This is a genomic window from Pseudomonas sp. MM213 (assembly GCF_020423045.1).
GTDB classification, from domain to species: Bacteria; Pseudomonadota; Gammaproteobacteria; order Pseudomonadales; family Pseudomonadaceae; genus Aquipseudomonas; species Aquipseudomonas migulae.
The window spans coordinates 2,656,611-2,677,424 of the sequence record NZ_CP081943.1; the positions used below are offsets into that span (position 1 = coordinate 2,656,611).

At 62.0% G+C, this 20,814-nt stretch carries 13 protein-coding genes; 4 read left to right on the top strand and 9 right to left on the bottom strand.

Features of this window, described 5'->3' with window-relative positions; genetic code table 11:
• Positions 1–10 precede the first annotated feature (10 nt).
• From K5R88_RS12045 to K5R88_RS12060, 4 genes are all read right to left on the bottom strand, one after another.
• The gene (locus tag K5R88_RS12045) at positions 11–1,069 is read right to left on the bottom strand and encodes a TauD/TfdA family dioxygenase (RefSeq protein ID WP_226300019.1); all 1,059 of its coding nucleotides are present in this window, start codon (positions 1,067–1,069) and stop codon (positions 11–13) included.
• 54 nt (positions 1,070–1,123) lie between these two features.
• Positions 1,124–10,366 (bottom strand): non-ribosomal peptide synthetase, encoded by a 9,243-nt coding sequence (locus tag K5R88_RS12050; RefSeq protein ID WP_226300020.1) that lies wholly within the window; start codon positions 10,364–10,366, stop codon positions 1,124–1,126.
• A gap of 254 nt (positions 10,367–10,620) precedes the next feature.
• Positions 10,621–11,355: a thioesterase II family protein gene (locus tag K5R88_RS12055; protein WP_226300021.1), complete on the bottom strand. Its 735-nt coding sequence runs from the start codon at positions 11,353–11,355 to the stop codon at positions 10,621–10,623.
• A 184-nt stretch (positions 11,356–11,539) separates the two neighbouring features.
• On the bottom strand, positions 11,540–12,712 hold the full coding sequence (locus K5R88_RS12060; protein WP_008039951.1) for an MFS transporter: 1,173 nt from the start codon (positions 12,710–12,712) through the stop codon (positions 11,540–11,542).
• Between the two features lie 351 nt (positions 12,713–13,063).
• On the opposite strand from K5R88_RS12060, the gene K5R88_RS12065 reads away from it, so the two are divergent.
• Positions 13,064–13,453, top strand: coding sequence for a hypothetical protein (locus K5R88_RS12065; RefSeq protein WP_226300022.1), 390 nt, complete (start codon positions 13,064–13,066; stop codon positions 13,451–13,453).
• On the opposite strand, the gene K5R88_RS12070 is transcribed toward K5R88_RS12065, so the two are convergent.
• Positions 13,429–14,421, bottom strand: a complete 993-nt coding sequence (locus K5R88_RS12070) for a GlxA family transcriptional regulator (RefSeq protein WP_226300023.1) — start codon at positions 14,419–14,421, stop codon at positions 13,429–13,431. The genes K5R88_RS12065 and K5R88_RS12070 overlap by 25 nt on opposite strands.
• A 90-nt stretch (positions 14,422–14,511) precedes the next feature.
• Here K5R88_RS12070 and inhA point away from each other — a divergent pair, with 90 nt between their 5' ends.
• On the top strand, positions 14,512–15,195 hold the full coding sequence (gene inhA / locus K5R88_RS12075) for an isonitrile hydratase (protein ID WP_226300024.1): 684 nt from the start codon (positions 14,512–14,514) through the stop codon (positions 15,193–15,195).
• Between the two features lie 481 nt (positions 15,196–15,676).
• Here the strand turns inward: inhA and K5R88_RS12080 are convergent, their stop codons facing one another.
• Positions 15,677–16,165, bottom strand: a complete 489-nt coding sequence (locus K5R88_RS12080; RefSeq protein WP_226300025.1) for an SRPBCC family protein — start codon at positions 16,163–16,165, stop codon at positions 15,677–15,679.
• Positions 16,166–16,363: 198 nt separating this feature from the next.
• On the opposite strand from K5R88_RS12080, the gene K5R88_RS12085 reads away from it, so the two are divergent.
• Together K5R88_RS12085 and K5R88_RS12090 are read left to right on the top strand one after the other, a co-directional pair.
• Positions 16,364–17,287, top strand: coding sequence for an ADP-ribosylglycohydrolase family protein (locus tag K5R88_RS12085; protein ID WP_226300026.1), 924 nt, complete (start codon positions 16,364–16,366; stop codon positions 17,285–17,287).
• Positions 17,288–17,335: 48 nt separating this feature from the next.
• Positions 17,336–17,737, top strand: a complete 402-nt coding sequence (locus tag K5R88_RS12090) for a lysozyme inhibitor LprI family protein (RefSeq protein ID WP_226300027.1) — start codon at positions 17,336–17,338, stop codon at positions 17,735–17,737.
• A 113-nt stretch (positions 17,738–17,850) separates the two neighbouring features.
• On the opposite strand, the gene peaD is transcribed toward K5R88_RS12090, so the two are convergent.
• Genes peaD through peaB form a run of 3 tightly spaced genes read right to left on the bottom strand, consistent with a single transcriptional unit; the run spans position 17,851 to position 20,750 of the window.
• Positions 17,851–18,969, bottom strand: coding sequence for a quinohemoprotein amine dehydrogenase subunit beta (peaD, locus tag K5R88_RS12095; protein ID WP_008039931.1), 1,119 nt, complete (start codon positions 18,967–18,969; stop codon positions 17,851–17,853).
• A gap of 25 nt (positions 18,970–18,994) precedes the next feature.
• The gene (gene qhpC / locus K5R88_RS12100; RefSeq protein WP_008027961.1) at positions 18,995–19,318 is read right to left on the bottom strand and encodes a quinohemoprotein amine dehydrogenase subunit gamma; all 324 of its coding nucleotides are present in this window, start codon (positions 19,316–19,318) and stop codon (positions 18,995–18,997) included.
• A gap of 1 nt (position 19,319) precedes the next feature.
• Complete coding sequence (peaB, locus tag K5R88_RS12105) at positions 19,320–20,750, bottom strand: quinohemoprotein amine dehydrogenase maturation protein (RefSeq protein WP_008027964.1); 1,431 nt, start codon at positions 20,748–20,750, stop codon at positions 19,320–19,322.
• Positions 20,751–20,814: the final 64 nt, after the last annotated feature.

Genomic DNA, 20,814 nt, shown 5'->3' on the forward strand with positions numbered 1-20,814 from the left:
TCGAGGGTCCTTATTCCTGATCCAGGTCGGCGCTTTTCTGCGCGATGGCCATGGCCGTGAGGATTTTTCTGTAGCCAGTGAATTCGTTGCGCGCATGCACGCTGAGGATGTTGTCCAGCAGGACCACGTCGCCCTTCTCCCAGGCGAACTCGACCATCACGTCGCGATAGATGCCTTGCAGGTGGCGGATGACGTCGTCGGGGATGGCCGAGCCGTCGCCGAAGAAGGTGTTTTGCGGCAGGTCCAGCGGGCCGAATTCACGCAGCAGGTTGTCGCGGATGCTGTCCGGCAGGGTCAGCGCGTTGAAGAAGGTGCCGTGGTTGAACCAGATGCGCTCGCCCGTCAGCGGATGGCGCACGATGGCCGGGCCGTTTTGCCGGGTGCGCAGGCGATTGCCGGACTTCCACTCGGCCTGAATGCCGATCTTCGCGCAGTAGGCTTCGACTTCGCCGCGATCTTCGCTCTGGAACACGGTCTGCCATGGCAGCCCCATGCCGTCGCCGTAGTTGCGCACGTACATGATGCGTTTACGCTGAAACTCCTCGCGCACGGCCGGGTCGATTCGCGCGAGGATTTCGCGGGTGTCGCCGAACGGTGTTTCGCCGCCGGTGGCCGAGGGCGTGTCGCAGTAGAAGTACAGGTGACGCGGGAACACCGGCGAATAGGAATGCTCGTTGTGCGGGAAGATTTTCTCCGCCGCCGGGTAATCGGTGGAGCTGTAGATCTTGAACTGACCGGTGATCTGGGTCCGTGGCGAGGCGCGGAACAGGTACTCCAGGGCGCCGTCGGAAATCGCCGCCACGCAGCGGTTGAATTCGGCGATGTCGGCCACCTGGAAGCCACGGAACAGAATCACCGCGTGATCAAGCAGCTTGCTTTCGATCAGGGCGCGATTCTCCGTCGCCCATTCCACCAGGCTCACACCAGGCACTGCCGGGCGGCACACCAGCGGCATGCTGGCACCGTCGAACATCGGCGCAAAACTCACCAGCCGGGTCGGGTCGGTGGACAGGCTCTTGCGCGCACCGCGGCCGATTTTGGGAATGGACTTGGTGGTTGAAACAGTCATAAACCCCTCCAGAAAATGATGACGGCGGCGCCCGGTTGGCACCGCCGCAATGAATCAGTCCGCCGCGCCTTGCGTTGCCGGCGTGCCGCGACGACGCTTGATCGCCATGGGCCCGCCCAGCAACGCCTTGCGCTGCTCGTTCAATCGCGCATCGGCACGGCGCTGCACCTCGGTGGCCAGTTCCAGCAGATCGCTGACCGTCAGCTCGTCGGCGCGCAACAACGCTTGCAGTACCGCCTCGATTTGTTCGAACAGGCTTTGCAGCGTGCTCGGCAAGTACTGCCCGGCGGGTGTTTCGAAACTCAGGTGAATGTGTTCGGCCTCGTTGTAGAACGCAGCGACCATGCCGATCTCGGCAGCTTGCCGGCCCGACGGGAAGTCCTCGACCAACAAGCCGTCCATGGAGGGCAAGCGACCGACGCCTTCCTGATAGATCAACTTGATGTCGAACAACGGCGAACGCCCGGCCCGACGCGGCAAGCGCAACGCTTCCACCAATCGCTCGAACGGCAGGTCCTGATGGTCCGAAGCCTCCAGAACCGCACGGCGACAGGCTTGCAACAGTTGCCCGGCAGCCTGGTCGGCATCGACCTCCACTTGCAGCACTAATTGGTTAACGAAGAAGCCGACCATTTGTTCAAGCTCAACTTGATTTCGGTTGGCGATATCGGTGCCGATGCGCACGCGACTGACCTCGGTGCGCTGACGCAACACCAGGGTGAAGCCGGCCAATAGCACCATGAACAGCGACAATCCACGCTGTTGGGCGAAGTCGCGCAACTGCTGACTCAAGGTCGAATTCAAGGTGAAATGTTGGCTGGCGCCTTCCTGCGCCTGACGCTGATCGCCGTCGCCCGGCAGCTCCAGCACGGCTTGCGGCTGGCCGAGGCGCGCCTGCCAGTAATCGAGCTGACGTTGCAGCTCGCCGCCCTGCTCCAGCCACTGACGCTGCCATTTGGCGAAGTCTGCGTATTGCACGCTGTGCTCCGGCAACTGCGCGACACCACCCCGGTTGAGGGTCGGGTACAGCGTGACGAATTCATTGATCAGAATCCGGAACGACCAGTCATCCGCCGCGATGTGGTGCACCGTCAGCAGCAGCACATGTTCCTGATCCGCGACCTGCAACACCCGCACCCGCAGCAACGGCCCGTTTCGCAAATCGAACGGCCGGGCGACTTCTTCACGGGCCAACTGCGCGGCTTCGACGTCCGGGGCCGGCAAATGCCGCAGGTCGTTGATGGCGAAATCCAGCGGCAGTTCGGCGTGTACCCGCTGCCAGGCCTGGCCGTCTTCCTCATAGAACGTGGTGCGCAACACGGCGTGGCGTTGCACCAGGGTTTCGAAGGTTTGCTGCAACGCCGACAGGTTCAACGCGCCGCGCAACCGCAAGGCGCCGGGCATGTTGTACATCGAGCTGTCGGGCTCGAGGTTCCACAGGAACCACAACCGCTGCTGGGCAAAGGACAACGGCTGGCGTTCGCCGGAGTGATCCGCCACCAGCGCCGGGCGTTCGCAGACATTGGCGGCGTGCCGCAGGCCTTGCACCTGAGCCGCGAAATCCTGCAGGCGCGGGTGTTCGAACAGGCTGCGCAAACTCACCGACAGGCCCAGTCGCTGACGAATCTGCGAGACGATCTGCGTGGCCAGCAACGAATGGCCGCCCAATTCGAAGAAGCTGTTTTCGCGATCGACACGGGCAACCTGCAACACCTGCTGCCAGATCTGCGCCAGCTCGATTTCCAGCTCACCTTGCGGTGCGGTGCCGGCCACGGCTTCCCAGACTTCGGGTGCCGGCAGCGCCGCACGGTCGAGTTTGCCGTTGCGGTTGAGCGGCAATGCGCTCATCACCACCAGTTGCGCCGGGAGCATGTAGTCCGGCAGACGCTCGCCCAAAGCCTGGCGCACGGTCTCGGTGAGTTGACGCGAATCAGCGTTCGGCAACACCGGCACCACATAACCGATCAGTTGCTTGCCACCGACGCCTTCGTGCACCAGCACCGCGGCTTCGCTGATCATCGGCAAGCCTTGCAGGTGCGCTTCCAGCTCACCGAGTTCAACGCGGAAACCGCGAATTTTCACCTGATGGTCGATGCGTCCCAGGTATTCCAGCGCGCCGTCCTCGCGATACCGCGCCAGGTCGCCGCTGCGGTACAAACGTGCGCCCGGCGTGGTGGAAAACGGATCGGCGATAAAGCGTTCGGCACTCAAACCCGGACGCTGGTGATAGTGCTGGGCAATGCCGGCATCACCGCCGATGCACAACTCGCCCGCGCAACCGGTTGGCAGCAGATGGCCCTCGGTGTCCAGCACGTACAACGCCCGACCGGGCAAGGCGCGGCCAATCGGCACGCCGATCAGGTTTTGCGTATCGCCCAAGGTGCACAGGTGGGTGCTGGAAACCACGGTGGCTTCGGTCGGCCCATAGGTGTTGAGCAGGCGTACGTCGCCGAGACCGGCGGCATGCCAGAGCTTCAGGCCCTCCAGTGACATGGCTTCGCCGCCGACATGAACCTGCCGCAACCGACCTTTGTCGCGCTGAGGCTGCGCGGCCCATTCCTGGGCCAGCAAATACCAGTAGGCCGCCGGCAAGTCCGCCAGGGTCACGCCCTGTTCGATGATCTGCCGGTACAAGGTGTCGGTGTCCCACAGCTCATCGCCGCGCAACACCAGCGCCGCGCCCACGCACAGCGGCGGGTAGCATTGCTCGACAAAGCCGTCGAAGCTGAACGTGGCGAATTGCAGCACGCGGTCGTCGGCGCTGAGTTGCGAATAGTCCGCCGCAATCACGCAAAACTCGCGCAGCGCGGCGTGGGCCAGGCACACGCCTTTCGGCCGCCCGGTGGAACCGGAGGTGTAAATCAGGTATGCGAGGTCTTCGGCACAGGCGAGGTTGACCGGATTGGCCGTGGAATAGCCGGCCAGCGACGCCTCTGTCAGCGCCAGGCGCGGCAAGCCTTCCGGCAGCGCGACATCGTTCAGCAGCTCCGGTTGCGCCAGCAGCAGGTCCATGCCGCTGTCTTCGATCATGTAGGCCAGGCGTTCGGCCGGGTAGTCCGGGTCCAGCGGCACGTAACCGGCACCGGACTTGAGGATGGCCATGAGGCTGACGATCATCTGTGCATTGCGCCGCACCGACAGGCCGACCCGTTGCCCCGGCGCCACGCCGTGTTCGCGCAGGCGATGGGCGAGCTGGTTGGCCTGGGCGTTGAGCTGTGCATAAGTCAGTCGCTCGTCGCCGGCAATTACGGCCCATGCATCGGGCGTGCGGGCCGCTTGCTGCTCGAAACGCTGATGCGCCAACAGCGGACTGTCCAGCTGCGGCGCGGCGGGACGCGAGCCCAGCAATACCTGCGCTGTTTGCTTCGCGTCCAACAGACTGACGGCGCCCAATACCTGCTGCGGCTGCGCAACGAACTGTTCCAGCACATGCAGCAGGTTCGCACTCAAACGCTCGATCTGCGCGGCGCTGAACAAGGTCCGGTCGAAACTGAATTCCAGACGCAGGCTGGCGCCGACTTCGATGCCGAGGGTCAGCGGGTAGCTGGTGATTTCGTGATTGCGCAATGCGCCGAAGGTCAGTCCCGCTGGCGCCCCTTGCTTCAGCGCTTCGGCCACCGGGAAGTTTTCGAACACCAGCAAGCTGTCGAACAGTGCATTGCCCTGCTGCCCGGCCCAGCCCTGAATGTCGTAGAGCGGCACATGCTCGAACTCACGCAGGCTCAGGTTCAGCGCTTGCAACTCATTGAGCCATTGGCTGACCGGTTGCGCGGACGACGGCGTGGCAATGATCGGCAAGGTGTTGATGAACAGGCCCAACTGTTGCTCGATACCCGGCAACGGTGCGGATCGCCCGGCAATCGTAGCGCCGAACGCCACGCACGATTGGCCAGTGTAGCGTTGCAACAGCAGGCCCCATGCGCCCTGCAACAAGGTGTTGAGGGTGATTTTCTGCTGCCGGGCAAACTCTGCCAGACGCTGCATGGCGGCGCTTTCGAGCGTCAGGTGATGCTCGCCCATGCCGCGCCCTTCGACCGGCGTCGGCAAGGCTTGCGCCAGCAAGGTCGGGGTTTCGAGCGCGGCCAGCGCCTGTTTCCAGAACTGTTCGCCCGCCGCCGGTGGCTGCTGCTGAATCCAGCCCAAGTAGTCGCGGTATTGCCCCAAAGGCTTGGCCAGTGTTTGCCCGGCGTAATGCTGAATCACCTCTCCGAGCAACTGTGCGTTGCTCCAGCCGTCCATGAGGATGTGATGACTGGTGTAGATCAGGTGCCAGGCGTCGCTGCTCTGGCGCACCAGCATCAGGCGGAACAGCGGCGCGGCACTGAGTTCGAAACCACGGCTGCGCTCCTCGGCGGCCAGTGCATCGAGGTCGATATCGGCCGCTTCGATCACCTGCAATTGCAGGTCGATCTGGCGATGAATCACCTGATGCGCAGCTTCCAGGCCCAACCAGTGGAAGCTGCTGCGCAGAATGTCGTGACGGTTGATCGCCGCCTGCCACGCCCGACCGAAGGCCGCCAGTTCCAGCCCCTGGATATCCAGGCGCAGTTGGTTGATGTAGGCCTCGGCCTGCGGCTCATACAAGGTGTGGAACAGCATGCCCTGCTGCATCGGCGTCAACGGATAAATGTCTTCGATGGCCGGGGCGGCGACGGGCAAGGCGTCCAGCTGCGCCTGATTGATCCGTGCCAACGGGAAGTCTGACGGCGTGACCTGCCCCGCTGGCGTGGCGCAGCAGTGTTCGATCAGCGCAGTGAGTTCTTCGGTGTAGGCGTCGGCCAGTTTTTGAACGGTGCCGTCGGCGAACATGTCGCGACTGAACCCCCATTGCAGCGAGAGCTGACCGCCATAGACCTGGCTTTCCAGCGTCAGCCAGTTGGCCAGCGGTGCATCGTCACCCTGGGCCTGACCGCCGCTTTCCGCTGCGGGTACAAACAGTGCGTCTTCATCGAACTGGCGGTCGAACTGGCCGAGGTAGTTGAAGGTGATCCGTGGCGCCGGTAACCCTTGCAACGCTTCACGCTGGGCCGGTTCGCCGAGGTAACGCAGCAGGCCATACCCCAGGCCTTTGTCGGGGATGGCGCGCAGTTGCTCCTTGATCGCCTTGATCGTGTTCGCCGTTTGCGCGTGAGGTTGCAGGCGCACCGGGAACAGGCTGGTGAACCAACCCACGGTGCGCGTCAGGTCGAGGTCGTCGAACAGGTCTTCACGGCCATGGCCTTCGAGCTGGATCAGCGTCGAGTTGTGCCCGGTCCAACGGCAGATCACCCGCGCCAGAGCGGTCAGCAGCAGGTCGTTGACCTGAGTGCGATAGGCCACCGGCGCCGTTTGCAGTAATTGCCGCGTCAGCCCGGCGTCGAGCTTCGATTCGATTTTGTGGCCGTGACGATGCTGCAAGCTGCCCAGCGGATTTTCACACGGCAGGTCGCGGGCATCGGCGTGTTGTGCCTGCCAGTAAGGCAGTTGTTGATCCAGCGTGCGGGCATGCGCTTGCAGGTGTTTGGCCCAGTGTTGATAAGCGCTGGTTTTGTCCGGCAACGTTGCGGCGCTGCCACCCGCCAATTGCGCGTAGACCTGCTGCAGGTCTTCGAGCAGCACCCGCCAGGACACGCCGTCCACCGCCAGATGGTGGACCGCCAGCAGCAGACGTTGCGAGCCATCGTCGAGACTGACCAGCAGCGCGCGCAACAACGGCCCATCGGCCAGATCGAGGCTGCGTTGTGCTTCGTCGCACAGGGCCGTCAACGCCTCGGTCGACGCCGCGTGACGCTGCCACAATCCGGTCGTTTCGACCTGTGGTCCATGAGACTGCTGCCAGCCATCGACACTCGCGGCAAACCGCAGGCGCAAGGCATCGTGATGGTTGATTACCGTCACCAGCGCGGCTTCCAGTGCTTGCGGGTTCAGCGCCTCGCGCGGCGTCAACAGCAAGGACTGGTTCCAGTGTTGCGGTTGCGCGATGGCCTGCTCAAAGAAGTAGTGTTGCGCCGGGGTCAGGATCACCTCACCGCTGACCGGCCCTTGGTCGATGGCACTGCGATTGTCGAACGCCGCCACCAGCGCCAGGCTGCGCACGGTCTGGTACTGAAACAGGTCGCGCGGACTGAGACGGATGCCGGCCTGACGGGCGCGGCTGACCACTTGAATGGAGATGATCGAATCACCGCCCAGTTCGAAGAAGTTGTCTTCGAGGCCCACACGTTCCAGGCCCAACACGTCCTGCCAGATCTGCGCCAATGCCATCTGCATCGCATCTTGCGGCGCGACGAACGCCTGTTGCGGCGCCGCGTCCGGTTGCGGCAGGGCCTTGCGGTCCAGTTTGCCGTTGGCGGTCACCGGCAAGGCATCGAGCGGCATCAGGTAGGTCGGCACCATGTATTCCGGCAAGCTTTTGAGCAGCCAGCCCTTGAGGGTTTCCGGCCACTGCGCCTCGGCGCTTTCCAGCACCAGGTACGCCACCAGATGTTTGCCGCCCTGCACCAGGACCACCGCCTCGCGCACCAGCGGATGCTGCATCAGACGGGTTTCGATTTCCCCCAGCTCGATACGCAGACCGCGCAGTTTCACTTGATGGTCGAGGCGGCCGAGGTATTCGATCACCCCGTCGGCACGCTGGCGCACGCGGTCGCCGGTGCGGTACAGGCGTGCGCCGTCATGGAACGGGCACGGCACAAATCGCTCGGCCGTCAGCCCCGGACGCCGGTGATAACTGCGCGCCAGACCAGCGCCGCCCAGGTACAACTCCCCCGCCACGCCCGCCGGCACCGGCAGCAACTGCGCGTCCAGAACGTGGGTGCGCAGGTTGGCAATCGGCCGGCCGATGGGCACGCTGTCGGCGCCCTCGTCAACGCAGGTCCAGTGGGTCACGTCGATGGCCGCTTCGGTCGGCCCGTACAAGTTGAACAACCCGGCGCCCGGCAGTTTGGCGAACACCTGAAGCTGGGCATCCAGCGGCAGGGCTTCACCGCTGCACGCGATGCGTTTGAGGCTGGTGCAGGCTTCTACGCCCGGTTCGTGGATAAACGCCTGAAGCATCGACGGCACAAAGTGCAAGGTGCTGATGCCGAACTCGCCGATGAGGCCGATCAACCGCGCCGGTTCGCGATGCGCACCCGGCGGCGCCACCACCAGACGGGCACCGGTCATCAACGGCCAGAAGAACTCCCAGACCGACACATCAAAACTGAACGGGGTTTTCTGCAACACCGAGTCGCTGCCGTCCAGCCCGTACGCCTGTTGCATCCAGCACAAACGGTTGACCAGCGCCGCATGGCTGTTGCCGGCGCCCTTGGGTTTGCCGGTGGAACCGGAGGTGTAAATCACATAGGCCAGGTTCAGCGGATTCACCGACACCTGCGGGCAATTTTCGCTGTAACCGTCCAGCCAGTCCTCGTCCTGATCCAGTGCGATGACCTTGATGCCCTCGGTCGGCAGCGTGCCAGCCAGGGCGCTTTGGGTCAGCAACACGCCAATCGCACTGTCTTCGATCATGTAGGCCAGGCGTTCCGCCGGGTATTCCGGATCGAGCGGCACGTAAGCACCGCCGGCCTTGAGAATCGCCAACAGGCCAATGACCATTTCCAGCGAACGCTCAACGGCAATCCCCACCAGCACATCGAGGCCGACACCCTGCTCGCGCAGGTAATGCGCCAATTGATTGGTGCGTGCATCGAGCTGTGCATAAGTCAGCTGACGGTCGCCAAACACCAGCGCCGGCGCCTCGGGTGTGCGCAAGGCCTGGGCGTGGATCAGTTCATGAATGCATTGCTCGACGGGATAGGTTTCGGCGGTGCGGTTCCAGTCATGCACCAGCACCTGTTGTTCATCCGCCGCCAGCATCGGCAGCTCGCCGACCCGCTGATGTGTGTCGATCACCATTGCCTGCAACAGCCGCGTCCAGTGCTGCGCCATGCGCGCGATGGTCGGCGCGTCGAACAGGTCGCTGGCGTAAGTCAGCGCGGCGTGCAGCTTGCCGCCCTTTTCATAGGTGTCGAGGGTCAGGTCGAACTGCGTGGTGCGCCCTTCCCACTCGATCGCGCCCAGCACCAGGCCGGACGCGGTGCTGATGCTGGACATGTCCGCGACCTGCGGCTGGTGGTTGTACATCACCTGGAACAGCGGCGTGTGGCTGAGGCTGCGCTCCAGTTTCAGCGCTTCGACCAGACGCTCGAACGGCAAATCCTGATGGGCCTGGGCACCGAGCGCAGTCTCCTTGATGGCGCGCAGCAGATCGTCAACGCGGGTGTGGCCATCGAGCCGGGTGCGCAGCACTTGGGTGTTGACGAAGAAGCCGATCAGGCCTTCGATTTCCGCTCGGTTGCGGTTGGCAATCGGCACCCCGACACGGATGTCGGTCTGCCCGGTGTAGCGATGCAGCAGCGCGTTGAACGCACCGAGCAACAGCATGAACAGGGTGATGTTGTGTTTCTGCGCGGTGGTGCGCAGTTGCTCGGCCAGTTGCGTGTCGACGGCGAATTCGTAGCGTGTGCCTCGATAACTCGGCATCGCCGGACGCGAGTGGTCGGTGGGCAACTCCAGCACCGGGTGCTCATCGCCGAGTTGCGCTTGCCAGTAATCGAGTTGGCGCGCCTGCTCGCCCGCCTCCAGCCAGCGGCGTTGCCACAAGGCGTAGTCGCTGTACTGGATCGGCAGCGGCGCGAGTTGCGGTTGTGCACCAGCCTCGAAGGCGTCGTAGCAGCGGATGAACTCGTCGATCAGCACGTTCATCGACCAGCCGTCGGAGACGATGTGATGCAGGGTCAGCAGCAGGACGTGTTCCTGCTCGGCGAGTTTGAGCAAGGTCACCCGCAGCAGCGGGCCGACGGACAAATCGAAGGGCAGCACCGATTGCTGTTCGGCCGCTTGGGCGACGGCACGTTCGCGCTCCGTTTCCGGCAAGGCGCTGAAGTCCACGTGTTTGATGATCAGCGGCGCGCTGGCCGGCACTTGCAGCAAGGTGTCGTCGGCCTGGCGCTGAAACACCGTGCGCAGGGTTTCGTGACGTGCCACGAGGCTGACGAAGGCTTGTTCCAGCGCCGACAGGTTCAACGCACCGGTCAAACGCACCGCGCCCGGCAGGTTGTAGGCACCACTTTGCGCGTCCAGTTGCCAGAGAAACCACATGCGTTGCTGGGCATATGACAGCGCCTGGCGATCCTCGGCCTCGACGCCGGCAGGAATGGGGAACCGGGCGAAATCAATGCCTTCCTTTTGCAAGGCCGCAAGGAACATCTGGCGCTTTTCCAGGGGCAACCCGATAAACCGGCGAGCAAGTTTCAAGGAGTCATCAGCATTCATTTCTAAGCATCCGGATCAGTGGCGGGAAGCACAAAGGCACGTCGTCCCTATAAAACGAATGCAGACCGGAAAAATTAGCGAATGAGAATAAGTGTCAGCGGGGAGGTGGATCGAGGTCTGTGGACCGCCAAAAATCATTGTGGGAGCGAGCCTGCTCGCGATTGCGGTCCATCATTCAACATTGATGTTGACTGAACCACCGCAATCGCGAGCAGGCTCGCTCCCACAGGGGGATAGGTGATCTTGAGATTGTATTAGGCAGTCGCGGCCATGGCGTGCCGGCGATGGTGGACGTCGAGCTGGTCCTTGATCACGCGCAGCACCTTGGCTTCGTGCTCATGGATGAAGAAGTGACCGCCGGCCAGCATGTCCACGGAAAAACTGCCGTGGGTTTCCTTGCTCCAGCCGATCAGCTGTTCGGTGGTTGCGCGATCCTCTTTGCCGCCGAGCACGTGCACCGGGCATTTCAGCAACGGACGCTGGATCGGCTCGAAACGGCCGCACAGCAGGAAATCCGCGCGCAGGATCGGTAGCGTCAGGCTCATCAGCTCTTCATTGGCCAGCACTTCTTCGCTGGTGCCATTGAGCGTGCGCAGTTGCTCGATCAGCTCGGCATCGGTTTTCGGATCGGCGAAACCCTGATCGTAATCAGCCCGCATCGTCGGTGCAGCGGTGCCCGAGGCGAACAGCGCCACCGGTTCCGGGCAACCCAGCGAGCGCAAGGCACGGGCCATTTCACAGGCCAGCAACGCGCCGAGACTGTGGCCGAACAGCGCGTACGGCGCCTTGAGCGTGGCTTTCTGTTCCTGGGCGAGTTGCAGCGCCAGGCGCCGCATGTCGGTGTGCAACGGTTCGCCGAACCGCGCGCCACGGCCCGGCAGTTCCACCGGCTGCAGCTTGAGCCACTCCGGCAGCTTACCTCGCCAGCGGCTGTAAACCATGGCGCTCGCGCCTGAATAGGGCAGGCACAGCAATGTCAGCTGGGTCACCGGGCTTACCTCGAAAAGTTGTCTGTAAAGAGAACGGATGAGCGCCGCAGGGAATTAGTCGACGGTGATGACGCCTTCGCGGGCAAGCCTCGCTCCTACAGGACGCACTGAAGCCTGTAGGAGCGAGCGGGCGGCGATCCGACTTGCCCGCGAAGAAGACAGCGAGAAGTCACTGAATGAATACTTACCTAAGGTGGCGATAGGTTGGGACCGCGGAACCAAGCACCACCGCCCCCGCCGCAATCGCCACCCAAAACCCGCTGCGCGCGCCAAACGCATCCACCAGCCAACCCGAGCTGGCCGCGCCAATCGCCACGCCGATGCTCATCCCCGTCACCAGCCAGGTCAGGCCTTCGGTGAGTTTGGCCGGCGGCACGATGCGTTCCACCAACGCCATGGCGACAATCAGCGTCGGCGCAAAAGACAGACCCGCGACGAACACCGCCAGCGCCAACCCGACAATATTGGTCGCCAGCAGCAACGGCAACGTGGTCACCGCCGTGGCCACCCCGCCGTACAGAAACAGTCGCGGCAGCGGCACTTTCGAGCGCAACGCGCCGAACGCCAAACCGGCCAGGCATGAACCGATGGCATACACCGACAACACAATGCTCGCCGCCGCCGGTTGCCCTTGATGCTGGGCGAAGGCCACGCTGACCACATCCACCACGCCGACAATGGTGCCCATGGCGACCATCAACAGCATCAGCAACTGAATCTCGCTGGAACGAATGATCGAGCCCTGATGGTGTTCTTCATGGGGATGTATCGCCGGTTCGGTGTCCCGTTGCAGAACGAACGCCGTGACGCCAATCGCCAGCATCAACAGTGCCGCCAATGGCCCCGCTTCGGGGAACACCACCACGCACAAGCCTACCGACAGCGGCGGCCCGACAATAAAACAGACTTCGTCGAGCACCGACTCCAGGGCGTACGCGGTTTGCAGTTGCGGCTGGCCACGATAGACCTCGGTCCAGCGCGCCCGCACCATCGCCGACATGCTCGGCATGCAACCGGCCAGCGCGGCAAACACAAACAGTGTCCATTGCGGCGCCTGCAAACGCGTGCACAACAACACCAGCAACAACGCGCCGCCACCGATCAGTGCCGACACCGGCAAAATCCGACGCTGCCCGAAACGGTCCACCAGCCGCGAAACCTGCGGCGCGCAAAACGCCGTGGCCAAGGCAAACGTCGCCGCCACCGCACCGGCCAATCCGTAGCCGCCCTGCAATTGCGAGAGCATGGTGATCAGGCCGATGCCGGTCATGGAAATCGGCATGCGTGCGATCATCCCGGCCAGCACAAAGGCTCGGCTGCCCGGGGCTTTGAACAGTTCGCGGTAGGGGTTGGCCATGGCTCGGCTCTCGACAAGGGCCTGCAAGTTGCCATATGGCCGCTTAAGGTGGAAGCGGCGAAATGTTGGTTGAATGTGAAGGCCCTATCGCCAGCAAGCCGGCTCCTACAGTTGATCGCGTTTCTTCTGGAAGGACTCGGTCCACTGTAGGAGCCGGCTTGCTGGCGATGAACGTTAACTCGGTCCGCCTGCTAAAACACTAAGGCTCTGTGGCCCACACACCTACAAGCACTAAACAAAACCGCCCCCCCCGGAAAATCGTTTGTTGCCACTCATTACATCCCCACCTAACATCCCTCCTCAACGGGTACAGCGGAGCTGTCCAACAAAACCCGAATTCAAGGAACCTGAATGAGCCAGCGCATCTACCGCAGCATCGACACCCCACTCCGATCCGGCCTGAACCGCGATGAACTGTGGGAAGGCCCCGACAAAGGCCTGATCAAATGCTGGGAAATCGGCCGCCAACGCGCCGCCCGCTTTCCCGAAATGGCCCAACAATGCCTGGCCGGTGAACTGCCGGTGCTGGGCTGGAAAGGGGGCGTCAGCCGCAGCCTGAAGAAACTCGAAAAGTACGGATCCCTCAAATACCTCGCCCAGTGGCAAGGTTTGCGCGGGGAAGACCTGGACGTTGACCTGGCTGAAGAACGGGCATTGGCCTGCTCGCGAACCGGAATGGTGGTGACGTTTACGCCGGATCGGGCGAAGTACTTCAATCAGGTCATGGAAACGGAAGGCTGATCTGCCTCGGAACTCACCGAAAACCGCTCCCGATACGCTTGCGGCGTCACGCCCATCGCCCGCAGGAAGCTGCGCCGCAACGTCTCTTCGCTGCCAAACCCGCACTGCACCGCGACCCGTTTGATCGGCACGCCGGTATCGCTGAGTAACCGCCGCGCCGTCTCGACCCGAATCAGTTCGATGGCCCGCGCGGGCGTCTGGCCGGTGTCGGCGCGGTAGTGACGGACGAAGCTGCGTTCGCTCATGCCAGCCTGCAAGGCGAGGGTCGGAACGCCCAGGTCCATGGTGAGGTTTTCGCTGATCCAGGCGTGAAGATCGTCGAAACGGTTGCCTTCCTTTTGCAACGACAGGGTCACGCTGAACTGTGATTGACCGCCCGGACGCTTCAAAAACACCACCAACTGCTGCGCCACTTCCAGCGCCATGGTGCGACCGAGGTCCTCTTCGACCATGGCCAGCGCGAGGTCGATACCGGCAGTGACGCCGGCCGAGGTCCAGACCGGGCCGTCATTGATAAAGATTGGATTGGGTTCGACACGCAAGCGCGGGTGTTTTTGCGCCAACTGCTCGCAACGGGTCCAGTGAGTGACCACCCGCCGGCCATCGAGCCAACCGCTGGCCGCCAGCAAAAACGCCCCGGTACACACCGATGACACCCGCCGACACCCCGCCGCATGTTCACGCACCCAAGCCACCAGCGCCTCATCCTCCGCCGCCGCATAAACGCCCCAACCGCCGGCAATGATCAGGGTGTCGCTGCCCTGCCCGGGCAACGGTTCGGCCACCAGCACCAAGCCCGCCGACGACGTCACCGCCCCGCCGCCGCTGGCAATCACCGTCGGCGCGTAGGGCGGCGGCAAGCCTTTCTGGCGGGCAATGTCATTGGCCGAGGCAAACACCTGCAGCGGCCCGGTGACGTCGAGCAGTTGCACGTTGGTGAAGGCGAGCACATGAATAGACTTGGGCATACTTGGCGTAATTCGTGGGGTAATTGGCGTATACGCCAAATCCTACGAGCCTACAGTGAAGCCGTCCACTCACTTCACGAGAAAAACACCATGACGTTGCAGATCGGTTTTCTGTTGTTCCCGCAGGTTCAGCAACTGGACCTGACCGGCCCTTACGACGTACTCGCCTCGCTGCCGGACGTGAAGGTGCATTTGATCTGGAAAGACCTGATGCCGGTCACCGCGAGCACCGGCCTGGTGCTCAAGCCCACCACCACTTTCGATGATTGCCCGGCGCTGGATGTGATCTGCGTTCCCGGCGGCAGCGGTGTCGGGCCGTTGATGGAGGATGAGCAGACGTTGGCGTTCATCAAGACGCAGGCGGTCAAGGCGCGGTATGTCACTTCGGTGTGCACCGGCGCGCTGGTACTCGGCGCGGCAGGTTTGCTCAAGGGTAAGCGCGCCACCACTCACTGGGCGTATCACGAGTTGCTTGGACCGCTGGGTGCAATCCCGGTGAAGGATCGGGTAGTGCGCGATGGCAATCTGCTGACCGGTGGCGGGATCACCGCCGGGATCGACTTTGCCCTGACCCTGGCGGCTGAATTGTTCGATAAGGACACGGCGCAATTGGTGCAATTGCAGCTGGAGTACGCGCCGGCGCCGCCGTTTGAATCTGGCAGCCCGGAATCAGCGCCACAGAGTGTTTTGGCAGAGGCTCATCGGCGTACGGCGCCATCGTTGCAGCAGCGGACGCTGATCACTGAACGGGCCGCAGCAAATCTCGGCTTGTAGGTAATCAATGTGGGTTCAGGTTCGCTCATACTCTGTGTACGACGGGGATGAATTGTAGGAGCCGGCTTGCTGGCGATGGCGGTGGGTCAGTCAACAGATTTATCGCCTGAACGCACGCCATCGCCAGCAAGCCGGCTCCTACAGTTGATGTGCGTGATGGTTGAGTCACTTTTCTACGGGCGAAAAAAAACCCGCCAGAGGCGGGTTTTTCCCAAGACCATTGTCGACTCCCTGTCGGTAGCGAATCCTTGCTGATGGTCGATCATCCGTGATCCTGAAGCGCTTCCTGTGCTTCAGTTGATGTGGCTAGATTACGCATCGGATCCAATGTGCAATAGACGACATAGCTACCATCGCGTGTAAGACATTCGCTATACCAGCCCTTCCGAAAACCCTTAGGCGCCTCAGGTGTCGAGCGCTCAAGCCGCGAGTTTCGCGGCCTGCAGCGGAGCTACGACGGGCAGCGCCTGCGCCATGGTGATTATTCTTCCTGTCTCACCCGGGTTTTGGCGGTTTCAGCCAAAAACTGTTCGATATTGTTCATCTGTTCCTCCCAGCCCCGGCTGTCCATGCGGAAAGCCTTTTCGCGGCGTGTCTGGGGGATGTGATCGAAACCGGACTCGGAGACCTTGAGCAACGTACCTTCAGGGTGGTCCTCCAGTTCGAACTTCACCAGCGTGGTGGGTTCCTGGGAATAGTCGACTTCCGGGCTCACCGCGTAGGGGTGCCAGCGAAACGAAAACACCCGCTCCGGCTCGACCCGCTCCACCAGCACATTCCACAAAACGTGCTCATAACCGGGGTAAGTGACCTGCCCCTGAGTCCACTCACCGGCGACAAAACGCTTGCCTTCCAATGCCACGCCAAACCATTGCCCGAACGCTTCGGCATGGGCCAGCACACGCCAGACCTGCGAGCGCGGGGCTTTAAGCAGGATCTTCCTTTCGATGCGATCTGATGCTGGGTTCATAAGTCACCTCCTGTACTGAACAGTAGGCCTGTGTGACCACAAGTCCAACCCTAAAGTTGTACCAATCGGGCCTCTCAATCAACCTGCCTGAAATATTCGGCCGCACATCCGGGCCAAAGTTCGGCGCTGAGAACAAGAGTCATCGGGCGGGAGCTGCTACCGTTTGCAGGGACGACATTGACCGGACAAGGAAGATTCATGCAGCCCTCACTCACGGAACGTTATCGCGGCGCCCTGCTGGGCCTGGCCTGCGGTGATGCCGTCGGCACCACGGTCGAGTTTCAGCCACGCGGCTCGTTCAGGCCCCTGACCGACATGGTGGGCGGCGGCCCATTCAACCTGAAACCCGGGCAATGGACCGATGACACCTCAATGGCGTTGTGCCTGGCCGAAAGCCTGCTGAGCAAAAACGGCTTCGATGCCGCCGACCAGATGGGCCGCTACCTCAATTGGTGGCAATCGGGTTATCTCAGTTCCACCGGGGAATGTTTCGACATCGGCATGACCGTGAGCGAGGCTTTGGCCCGGTATCAGCAAACCGGCGAACCCTTCGCGGGATCAACCGATCCCTATACGGCAGGGAACGGCTCGTTGATGCGGCTGGTGCCGGTGGTTTTGTACTACTTTCCCGACCGCGACCGGATCAGGGCGTTTTCCACAAAAAGTTCCCGCACGACCCACGCCGCGCCTGAAGCCGTTGAGTGCTGCCAGTTGTTCGCCGAGCTGACAGGTAACGCGTTACAGGGCGCGGCCAAAGCGGATTTACTAAGCTTGCCGGCGACTACATTCCTGGAACTCAAAGTCGCAGCCATCGCGCGTGGCGATTACCTCGTTAAACCTGAAAGCGCTATCCGAGGCAGCGGTTACTGCGTCGCCTCGCTGGAAGCCGCGCTGTGGTGTTTTCATCACACCGACAGTTTCGAAGCCGCCATCCTGACGGCCGCCAACCTGGGCGATGACGCCGATACCACCGCAGCCATCGTCGGTCAGTTGGCCGGCGCTTTCTACGGTGTCCAGGCCATTCCCGAACGTTGGCTGGCGAAGTTGTACCTGCGCGAAGACATCGAGGCTTGCGCCGATCAATTGCTCAAGGCTTCAGGCGCTGACACCGCAAGTGAATGAGGCTTCGCTACACTGCACCTCTTCTTTTCCTGTCACAGCGAGTTTCCCATGACCCCACGCGTGCTCCTGGCGCTGACGCCGTTGCTGTTCACCACCGTTGCTCATGCCGTCGATTGCGACAACGCCACCGACCAGGCCACGATGAATCAATGCGCGGCGCAGCAGAACAAGGCGGCGGACAAGGAGTTGAATGCGCTTTACCAGCAGATCACCGCGCGCTTGAAGGACAGCCCCGAGAGCAAGAAGCAGTTGATTGGCGCGCAACGGGCGTGGATCGGGTTCCGGGATGCCGAGTGCAAATTTTCAGCGTCGGGGGTTGAGGGCGGGAGTGTTTATCCGTTGATTTACAGCAATTGCATCACGGACCTGACCAAGGCTCGGGTGGAGGCTTTCAAAGCTTACTTGAAGTGCCAGGAGGGGGATTTGAGTTGCCCGGTGCCGGGGCAGTAAGTTCTCTAGCGTTTTCCATGGCCTCTTCGCGGGCAAGCCTCGCTCCTACAAGGAATCACCGAAACCCGTAGGAGCGAGGCTTGCCCGCGAAGGCGTCCTTTCAAACGCCGCGATTACCGGACAAATATCTGCGCCGTGGTAATCGCCATATCCCCACCCGGCAACTTGATGCTGCCCACCTGTTTCAGGCTGTCGGCATCAAAAATCGCCACATCGTTAAACGTCCCCGCCAGGTAGATCTTGCTGCCGTCCTTGTTGAAGGAAATGCAGTAGTAGGAATGATCCAGCGTCGCCGCCTGGAGCATTTTCTTTTCCTTGATGTCGTACTTCGCCAGGCGATTGAGCACGCCGAACATCAGGTTCGGGTCCTTCGGCGAGCGCATGCCGCTGAAGTAGATTTCCGTCAGCGGGCCGAAGTCGGTGGTTTCGGTCTTGCCGGTTTTCAGATCGATGCTGAACAACCCGTACAGGTACTCGGCGGTCAACGGATCCTGCTTCTTGTCCTTGAACTTTGCCGCGGTGTAGAGCAGCGAGAAGTCATGGCGATAGGTCTGCTGGTTCCACACGTAGAGCACGTCCGGTGCGCTGTAGTTCGCCCGTTTCCAGTGCCGGCTGGGGATCAGTACGTCGAATTTTCCGGTTTTCACATCGACCTTGTAGACGTCCGCCCCGGCCACATACAGCGTGCCGTCGTCGCCACTCTGCATGATGGTCAGCTGCCGTGGCGCCGGGAAACTGCGCACGGGTTTGGCATCCATGCCGGCGTCGGTGGCGTAGACATCCAGTCGTGGCTGCTGAACTTCATAGCGGTCATTGAGCATCAACGTCGGGTTGGCAACGGTGAACAGCTCCTTGCCGTCATGACTGAGGGTGAAGGCGAACATCGACTTCGCTTTCTCCCCCGGCTTCTGGGTGATGCTGGCGTGGAACACCTGTTTGCAGCTGTCCAGCTCGACGCCGTAGACATCCGCGTAGTGATTGTTCAGCACGTAAGCGGTCTTGCGGTCCGGCGACAACTGGACGGTGCCCGGACCAAAGGCGTCGGGCATCTTGCAGGTCTTGAACAGCGTGTCCGTGGCCAGGTCGATCACGTGCAGGTTGTTCGGGTAATTGGTGGTCAACATGTACTCGTGACCGTCTTGCAGAGCAGTGTTTTCATCGGCCAGAACAGTGAGCGAACAGGTGCTCAGGACGGCAAACGCGGCCAGGCCGCAGGCTTTGATGCTAGGCATGCTGGAATCCTTCTTGTCTGTCCGATCACTTGTCTTTAGGGAAGACAGTGCCAAGGTTGCGCCAGTTGTCGTTGGACGCCTGGGCATCCTTGTTCCAGTCCGGGTAGGTGCTCATCATGTCCGGCACCTGGGCCGGCCACCAGCAAGGGTCGGAGCAGCCATAAAGGTCGGCTTCCATCGGCTGGCACAGCGACGACACACCACCAAACGCATCGATTTCCCAGCCCGGGTCGGTGGTCGAGGCGCAGCCCGCGACAGAGCTCATCGCCACCACCTCTTCGATGCGGTTCTCGGCCGCGGCTTCATCGAGTTTCAACGCTTTGTTATTGATTGCCTTGAGATGTTTCATATCAGTGAGCCTTGCGCGGAGTGATGTAGCTGCTGATAAACGCAGGGTTGTTGGCCATGATCCGGGTGTAGACCTCGATGCCGAAGTCGACCCAGTCACGCATCAGTTCGCAGTAGTGATAGGTCGGGTGGGTCGGGTCGCCGTAACGGGCGTAACTCTCGTGGTAGCAGCCGCCGGAGCAGAGGTTGCGGATCTGGCAGTCTTCGCAGCCGGTGTTGGTACGGTCGAGGCGCTGGGACAGGAAGTCGTTCAACTCCACCTGTTTCACCCCGCTGTGCACGTTGCCGAAGGTCGGCAAGGACGAGCCGGTGAAACGGTGGCACAGGTTCAGTTCGCCCTTGTGATCCACCGCCAGCATCTTCAGGCCCGCGCCGCACGGCAGGGCTTTTTTGTGGCCTTCGTGGATGTCGGTGATCAACTGGTGAAGGTTGGAGAAGCCGATGTTGCGGTGCTCCAGCGCCGCTTCCAGATAACGCCGACCGAGCGCCTTCATGTTGGCGAACACCTGCACCAGTTCATCACTGGTGAGGTTGAAGCTGCTGATGTCGCCGGAAGTCACCGGAGCAAAGCCGACTTCGGCAAACCCCAGCTCGTTGAACAAGTGATCCCAGATGGTTTCGACGTCGGTAACGCCGGTGGTCAACGTCACTCGCGCGCCCACCGGACGACTGTTGTAGCGCGACAGCAGCATCTCGGCCTTGCGCCGCACCACGTCGTACGTGCCCTGCCCGCCCACGGTGATGCGGTTGCGGTCGTGCACGGTTTTCGGCCCGTCGATACTGACGGAGAGCCCGAAACGGTGGGCGTTGAGGTAGTCCACGGTTTCTTCGGTGAGCAGCGTGGCGTTGGTGGTCATCACGAACTCGACGAACTTGCCGGCTTCGCGAAAACGCTTCTCACAGTAATCGACCATGTACTCGATCAGCTTGCGATTGCTCAACGGTTCGCCGCCGAAGAACACCACGGTGAAGCGCTCTTCGTCCGGGGATTCGCGCAGCAGCATTTCCACTGACGCAATGGCCGTTTCAACGTCCATTTTCTTGCCCGCCGACGGCTTGTCGAGGTCTTCCTTGTAGCAGTAGGTGCAGCTCAGGTTGCAGCCGGTGTTGACGTTGAGCACCACGGTATTGATCGCGGTGCGCTCGACCCGTTTGGTGCCGATGTCCGGGGTCAGCGGCGAGCCGTCACTGACCAGTTCCAGCGAGATCAGCTCGCGCAGGGTCTCGGTGATTTCTTCGCCGTTGAAACGTGCGGCCAGGCGCTGGATCAGGTCGTCCGACGAACAGCCTGGACCGCGCAAGGTGTCGATGATGGTGCCCGTCAGCTCATCGCTGGCGAACAGCGAACTGCTGGGAATGTGGAACAGCATGCGGTCGGCGTCGACGTGCACTTCGTGCAGATTCCGCTCGACCAGATTCAAAATAGCGCCCATTGCAACCTCCTGTGCAGACCTCCTTCACGAGGCCTGCGGTCATTCCAAAAAGTGTCTGAAACGG

Excerpts from the sequence above, each read along its gene's own strand:
- K5R88_RS12045 (WP_226300019.1), bottom strand. The coding sequence starts at position 1,069 with ATGACTGTTTCAACCACCAAGTCCATTCCCAAAATCGGCCGCGGTGCG.
- K5R88_RS12050 (WP_226300020.1), bottom strand. The coding sequence starts at position 10,366 with ATGAATGCTGATGACTCCTTGAAACTTGCTCGCCGGTTTATCGGGTTG.
- K5R88_RS12060 (WP_008039951.1), bottom strand. The coding sequence starts at position 12,712 with ATGGCCAACCCCTACCGCGAACTGTTCAAAGCCCCGGGCAGCCGAGCC.
- K5R88_RS12065 (WP_226300022.1), top strand. The coding sequence starts at position 13,064 with ATGAGCCAGCGCATCTACCGCAGCATCGACACCCCACTCCGATCCGGC.
- K5R88_RS12070 (WP_226300023.1), bottom strand. The coding sequence starts at position 14,421 with ATGCCCAAGTCTATTCATGTGCTCGCCTTCACCAACGTGCAACTGCTC.
- inhA (WP_226300024.1), top strand. The coding sequence starts at position 14,512 with ATGACGTTGCAGATCGGTTTTCTGTTGTTCCCGCAGGTTCAGCAACTG.
- K5R88_RS12080 (WP_226300025.1), bottom strand. The coding sequence starts at position 16,165 with ATGAACCCAGCATCAGATCGCATCGAAAGGAAGATCCTGCTTAAAGCC.
- K5R88_RS12085 (WP_226300026.1), top strand. The coding sequence starts at position 16,364 with ATGCAGCCCTCACTCACGGAACGTTATCGCGGCGCCCTGCTGGGCCTG.
- K5R88_RS12090 (WP_226300027.1), top strand. The coding sequence starts at position 17,336 with ATGACCCCACGCGTGCTCCTGGCGCTGACGCCGTTGCTGTTCACCACC.
- peaD (WP_008039931.1), bottom strand. The coding sequence starts at position 18,969 with ATGCCTAGCATCAAAGCCTGCGGCCTGGCCGCGTTTGCCGTCCTGAGC.
- qhpC (WP_008027961.1), bottom strand. The coding sequence starts at position 19,318 with ATGAAACATCTCAAGGCAATCAATAACAAAGCGTTGAAACTCGATGAA.
- peaB (WP_008027964.1), bottom strand. The coding sequence starts at position 20,750 with ATGGGCGCTATTTTGAATCTGGTCGAGCGGAATCTGCACGAAGTGCAC.